This window comes from Lentilactobacillus parafarraginis DSM 18390 = JCM 14109 (genome assembly GCF_001435895.1).
Classification (GTDB): Bacteria; Bacillota; Bacilli; order Lactobacillales; family Lactobacillaceae; genus Lentilactobacillus; species Lentilactobacillus parafarraginis.
This window is the reverse complement of the sequence record NZ_AZFZ01000161.1, coordinates 1-1473: the sequence shown is the minus strand read 5'-3', so window position 1 is coordinate 1473 and position 1473 is coordinate 1. Positions and strand designations below refer to the sequence as shown.

General features: G+C 42.3%; 2 protein-coding genes. Both read left to right on the top strand.

Annotated elements, in window-relative coordinates:
• On the top strand, window positions 1-578 hold a 578-nt coding region (locus FD47_RS14460), incomplete at its 5' end, for a transposase (RefSeq protein WP_235806119.1).
• Between the two features lie 38 nt (window positions 579-616).
• A complete protein-coding gene (locus tag FD47_RS14455; RefSeq protein WP_056980839.1) occupies window positions 617-1429 on the top strand; it encodes an IS3 family transposase in 813 nt (270 codons plus the stop codon).
• The last annotated feature ends 44 nt before the right edge of the window (window positions 1430-1473 follow it).

The window sequence follows — 1473 nt, the reverse complement described above, 5'->3', positions numbered from 1 at the left end:
TGAGCTATACCCCCAAAGTTAAAGTAAAAACTTTAGCTTTGGAGGTATTTTTTATGACTAAGATTTCAAAACAACTTAAATTACGAGCTTTAACAGAATACTTCGATGGTCGAGGAGGTCTTAGAGCAATTGCGGGAAAATATCATATATCCCGTAGATTGTTTGAAATGCTTGTTGCCGCTTACCGTACTCACGGCCCGAATATCATATTGGATCCGCCTCAAGTAACGCCTGATTTTAGAGTTGCCCTTGCCCGATGGGCAATTACTAACAATGCTTCCTATACGCAAATCGCTGCTAAGTTCGGCTATCTCGGGACTGCTCAGATTTACCAATGGAAAAAGATTTATCGCAATGAAGGGCCAAATGGGTTATTGTCTATATCAAAAGGACGGAAACCCAAAATGACAAACAAACGAAAGAAACCGACTAAGAAGCGGTCAACTAAGAAGAAACTCACTCCGGAACAAAATCGGCTTAAACAATTAGAAGCTGAGAACCTAGGGTTACGCATCAAAAATGAAGCGTTAAAATTATTGGCCTCGATGAAGCAACGAACAAAGAACTCGCCCAAGTAATCTGCACACTCGAGGCCAAATTCAATCTGGCTGACCTTTTGCGGGTCCTGCCAATCTCTCCAGATACCTTTTTCTACTGGAAACGCCAATTTAAGAAACCAGACAAGGATTGCCAATTGAAACACTTTATTTCTCGTATCTGGAATCACGACCAACACATGGGGGTTCTGCGGATTACCCAGGCCCTCCTGAATGATTTTGACCTTAAGGTCAACCATAAGCGCGTTTATCGGCTGATGAAGGAGTTGGATATCCAAGGGGAAGGTTATCGTAAGAAGATCCGCAAATATGATTCCTCTAAAGGTCCTGAAGGAACTAGAGTCAAAAACAAGTTACGCCGCCGTTTTCAAACCGACCGGCCAAATCAGAAGATGGTTTCCGATGTCACTGAATTTAAGATCCCCAAAACTCAGGAAAAGGTGTATTTCGAACCAATAATGGATTTATACAATAATGAGATCCTAACCTTTGCCATTACTGCCGGCAGTCCCAATCTTGAATTTGCCATGAAACCATTGAATTCCCTAATTGAGTTAATACCAAACCAACCATACAAGCAGTTCCTGCACACTGACCAAGGTTGGCAGTACCGACATCGAACATGGCAGAAGAAGCTCAGAAGCGCTCACATCACACCAAGCATGTCTCGACGAGCAACCTGCTTAGATAACGCTTGTATGGAAAGCTTCTTTAACAAGTTAAAAGTTGAGTTAGGCGACTTATCCAATTACAATTCCGCTGAGGAATTGATAACGGCTGTCAAAAAGTGGATAATCTACTACAATACTGAACGAATTCAAATGAAACTAGGCGGCACATCGCCGATAAAATATCGACTCCGGGCCGCCTAGGAAAGACAAGCAAATATTTACTTTAACTTTGGGGGTACACCTCA